The sequence below is a fragment of the Skermanella sp. genome (assembly GCF_059503625.1).
In genome coordinates this window covers 1-4452 of record NZ_JCACHA010000026.1, presented here as the reverse complement: position 1 = coordinate 4452, position 4452 = coordinate 1, and the positions used below count along the sequence as shown (strand labels likewise).

2 protein-coding genes and 4 pseudogenes are annotated in these 4452 nt (G+C 64.0%); 3 read left to right on the top strand and 3 right to left on the bottom strand.

Going from position 1 to position 4452, the window contains the following annotated elements; all coding sequences use genetic code 11:
- Both AC5JJ6_RS00680 and AC5JJ6_RS00675 read right to left on the bottom strand, forming a co-directional pair.
- Positions 1 to 490 (bottom strand): annotated as a pseudogene (locus AC5JJ6_RS00680) (transposase); the annotation flags it as partial.
- A gap of 70 nt (positions 491 to 560) precedes the next feature.
- Positions 561 to 1085 carry a hypothetical protein gene (locus AC5JJ6_RS00675; protein ID WP_496040187.1) on the bottom strand — a complete coding sequence of 175 codons (525 nt, stop codon included), beginning with the start codon at positions 1083 to 1085 and terminating at the stop codon, positions 561 to 563.
- 425 nt (positions 1086 to 1510) lie between these two features.
- Here AC5JJ6_RS00675 and AC5JJ6_RS00670 point away from each other — a divergent pair.
- Positions 1511 to 1636, top strand: a pseudogene (locus AC5JJ6_RS00670) (transposase); the annotation flags it as partial.
- A 154-nt stretch (positions 1637 to 1790) separates the two neighbouring features.
- The gene (locus AC5JJ6_RS00665) at positions 1791 to 2087 is read left to right on the top strand and encodes a hypothetical protein (protein ID WP_496040188.1); all 297 of its coding nucleotides are present in this window, start codon (positions 1791 to 1793) and stop codon (positions 2085 to 2087) included.
- Positions 2088 to 2663: 576 nt separating this feature from the next.
- Here the strand turns inward: AC5JJ6_RS00665 and AC5JJ6_RS00660 are convergent.
- Positions 2664 to 3884: pseudogene (locus tag AC5JJ6_RS00660) on the bottom strand (IS256 family transposase).
- A gap of 176 nt (positions 3885 to 4060) precedes the next feature.
- Here AC5JJ6_RS00660 and AC5JJ6_RS00655 point away from each other — a divergent pair.
- A pseudogene (locus tag AC5JJ6_RS00655) lies at positions 4061 to 4174 on the top strand (IS5-like element ISMex42 family transposase); the annotation flags it as partial.
- Between the last annotated feature and the right edge of the window lie 278 nt (positions 4175 to 4452).

The following is a 4452-nucleotide window of genomic DNA, read 5'->3' as shown; positions in this document are numbered from 1 at the left end:
CATGCTGCGAAGGCTATGCCGAAGAACAATATGATCCCGGACGGACACTTAGAGGCATTGGCCCGCGGCTTGGTGCCGTCCACCGCCACATGGCCGAGTCCGACCAGGCCGGCGCGCCGGCACAAGGCGAGCACCTGCACGAAGAGGTCGGCCAGCGCCACCAGATGGTGCCGGCGGAACTCGCTGATGGTGCGGATGTCCGCCCGCTTCAGCGCCGTCACGGCCTGGAAGTCCAGCCGCTCCTCGCAGGCGCGGGCGATCCGCCGCGACGAGTAGACGCCCCGGCTGTAGGCATAGAGCAGCTGCGCCACCATCATCGCCGGGTGGCCCCGGAGTTCGTCGTAATCGAGAGAATGGCGGAGAGATCGAGCTCCTCCGCCACGAGGTCGAGGACTAGATGCGCCGGATGCTCCTCAGGGACGAACTCCTGCACTGAGGGCGGCAGCAGCCAGACCTCATCCACCTTCCAGGGCCGAAAGCTCTTTGTCATGCCGTCGAGCGAATCACCGCACGCCCCGCTTGTCGAGCCTCTTCACCCGTTACCGGGACGGGCTCCTAGCTTACTCGTCGCTGGCCGTGCCTTCAGACGGTGCGCCATTCATTGAGTCGTTATCCGGCGCGGTTTGGTTGTCCATCGAGGATGCTTCCGGCGCAGGCTTTTTCCGAGTGCTGGGTCGGCGAGCGGCGGCCTTTCTGGGCTGTGGGGCTGCTGCCGCAGTAGCCTTGGGTGCGACGCGGCGTGAAGCTGGACGCATCGTGGCCTTCGCTGCAGAGGCCTCGGGCATCTTCGTCGAGCGTGCCGGTTTGGCCGCGGCAGCCGGAGCCTTACGGACGTTTGCGACGCGCGACGACGAAGCTGCTTTGCGGGGCGCGGGTGCTGCCTTGCCGCGGGCAGACCTGGCCTTCTCCTTTTCCCGGGTGGCCTTCTCTTTGTCTTTGCGGGCTGTCAGCTTCTCCCGAATTGCGGCCAGCGCCGCCTTGGCGACCTGCGACCGGCCAGCATCGGGCATAGAGTCCAAGGTCTCGAAGAAGGCTTTGACGACCTTGTTGGTGCCGCGCGGAGCGGATGTCTCTGCCTTCGCCATGGATTTTGTTCTCCTACATTGGTCGGTATAACATTCATTTGTCGCAGGCACACAATTTTCCTTGCGCTCAAGGTGTCCTTGCTTACGTCTACTTTCGCGCTCCTCGCGTTTGAGAGCAGGCTTGCGCCGCTGGTCGCTATCGGTCGGATATCTTGGTTCGCAGCAGATGCAGTTATATCAACAGGTCTCTACAAGGCAGGCAGCAGATCAGAACCGTGATACCTCCGCTGGGCGGCAGCAGAGGAAGGTTTGAACTGATTCGACTGTGAAGTCCGAGTACACCACCTACGGGCGGGCTGAGCGCAGACCCAGTTAGGGCATGCCGACTCGAGACAAAATTTTCAGCTGCTTGCGGGATGGTCGCCAGACCGACCTGGACTTGCTTCGGAAAAGTGGAGAGGTCCCGATGACGCAAGAAGACCCCCATGAAACAGCAGCGAAGGTTTACGAAGGAGTTTGAGGACGAGGTTGTCCGGCTGGTTCGGACGAGTGGCCGAACCGGGCGGCAGATCGCGGAGGATCTTGGGGGCGGGCTTCCGACGCTGGTTCGCTCGTTTGGCCGCAGCCTGTATGTGCTGGTAACGCCTGGCTGTGGGAGCCGCGAACTTTTGGCGGCTGCCCCAGCTGACTCGCCAATCCTCTATACGTTGCACCACATGGCCGCTGTCGAAAGTTACCTTCCGCGAGGTCCGCGATCACCTCGGCGTGGAAACCCAGCGGCAATGGTCCGACAAGGCCATCGCTCGCACCACGCCATGCCTGGGGCTGTTCTCGATCGTCACCCTGCTGGCGTCACGCCTCGACTGCCGTGCCCAGCTGCAGGTCTCGGCCACGGCTTGGTACCACAAGCAGCGACCGAGCTTTGCCGACAGTCTCGCCGCAGCACGACGTGCGATCTGGAGGGAGCAGGGTATTGCCATGTCCCGGCTGTCCGTCAACGCCGCAAAACTTCCGCCAGCCCTCCACGAGAGCATCACCTATGCCCTCTGCCACGCGGCCTGAATGGCGAAAGTCGAGCTCAGCCACCTTTCTGGAGTTTGGCGTGTCTACGTTGCACCCGGAGGCGCTTGCGGGCGGTCTTTCGGCTGCGTTTAGGTCTGATACGCACGATGGCACATCTCCTGTGTGAGTTGGAACGTCAGACCTTAGCAATCTAGTCCCCGATCGCAAACGGACGGCGTGGCGCGAACCAGAAGTGACGGCTCGGTCGGGAGTACCGATCCGCATGCCTAGGATTACCTGTGGTAATGGGATGACCCTCCGGGTGTGAGCGTTTGGTCATCAATACCCAAGTGCAACAGCGCATAAAGCAAGGAGTCCGCTAATCCGAGCGCCTGATTGTGCTCACCGCAGGAGGCCACACTGGTTGCCGGATGGCTGTGAAGCCGGCCGCCGCGACCGCAAAGTAGCAGTGGAAGCCGTCGAGCAGTCGATACAGAGCTATGCAGAAAATCGGGTGACGGCCGGCTGATCAGGCGGCGGTCTATGCTGGCGTCTCTCTGACCTCCACGCCGTGATGCCGTCGCAGGATGTGTTGGAAATGGTCTTGGCTGTCTCCGGCGCGATGACGGTATCGGCTCAGGCGACGAGGTCAATCATGCTCTTGGCAGGTGGCTGACTGAGGCTTTGCCAACCATCGACCTTGCGCATGATAATTTGGCTTGAGGCGAGGAAGGCCCAGAACAGCACCCCTGCTGTCTCAGCTGAAGGCAGCACGTTCTGCGTCTTGATGCGACGCTTGAACTCCTCATGAAGCCGCTCGATGGCGCTGGTGGTCCGCGCTGATTTTCACTGGCTCGAGGGCAGCCGGTTGAAGGCGAGCAACGCGTCGCCAGCTTCCTCCAAGCTGTCGGCGCCAACCCGACATTTCAGCCGCCACCTGCGCGGGCAGGCTTCTCGGCGCGTCTCGATCTCCTTCGCGGTCTCGGCGTAGACCATGTCTGTGTAGTCGGCCGAGATCCCCTCATGCAGCCGCTCCGGCGCGTGGGCGGGGAGATTCCGGTGCTTGTGAACCGTGCAGCGCTGAGCGGGCACCGCCGGCCAGAGCGCGGCGAGCGCCTTTTCGCGGCCAGCCGCGCCGTTGATGATCAGGAACTCCGGGGTCCGCAGCCTGCGGGCGATCATGTCATCGAGTACGGCCCGCCACGCCGTCTCGCTCTTCCCGCCCATGGCGCGGACGGCCAGCAACACCTTCTGCCTGTCCCGGCGCACGCCTAGGACGGCCAACAACGAGATCGAGGTGGCCCTGCGATCCAGCCGGACCCGCACGACGGTTCCGTCCAGAATGAGGAGAACGATGTCCTCGCCCGCCAGGTCACGCCGGCCCCAAGGCCTCCCAATCCGCCCGTACTTTGCGCGAGGCGCGACTGACCACGTCCTTGCCCACCGCGCCCCGGAACAGCGCCGCCAGCGCCCGCTGCACCCGCCGCGTGTTGGTCCCGGCCAGGTAGGTACCCGCGATCAGCACCTTGGCTGGCGCGTCCGTCAGGCGTAGCGCGGCAGCACGGCGCTGCGCCATTCCCGGTTGCTGCCGTCCTCGGCCCGCATTCGGACCGGCGGCACCGCGAGCTCCACCGGCCCAAAGAAGCCCGTCAGCTGCCGCCTGCGATGTCCATGCCCAACGACCCCGCTAGCCCGCTCGTAGCGTCCGCGCCCCAGCGCCGCCTCGAGCTCCTGCTCTATCAGTTCCTCCATCAGGCCGCGGATCCGGCCCCGTAGGCATGCCTCGACTGGGTCAAACCAAGCCTCCCCGGCAAACAACGCCTGAGCGCCAAGCGCCTTGCTGCCATCCTTGGCCATGGCGTGGTCTCCGCCGGCGTGCCAACGCCGGTTGTGGCTCGTTGAACAAGCTGGAGACTACGCCATCCGAATTTCCTACCAGACCTGCGACGGCACCCACGCCGTTGCGGAACCTGACACCCTGAAGGACCTTCGGCAACTGGTTCTCGCCCTTCAGCGGGTGCCATGTCCTGGCAGCCGCCGGCCGGGCGATTGCCTTCGCACTCGCGCCAGGACAGGCGCACGAACTGCCCATGGCGCCGGGCCTGCTCGGCTGCTTGTCGGACGTGCCCGGCTGGTTGGTCGGTGATCTGGCCTGCTTAACTGAGGAAGCCGCGTAATCAGGTAAGGGATTGTCCGTGGGCGATGTGTTGTTGGCCAGGGCCGCGCTACCTAGGTGTGCTGGACTGGTTCGCGCATTCAGGAGCCCTTATGGCGCTGTCAACCTCTCCTAACATCGACCAGGCACTGGGGTTGGTTGCTAAGGCAGTCACCGACGGCAGCCTACCGATTCTGCTGGATGGCAGTGGCGAAACGCCCTGGGGAGACAAAGAGGCGACGCCGCTCGCCCGGATGGATGCAGAGAGCG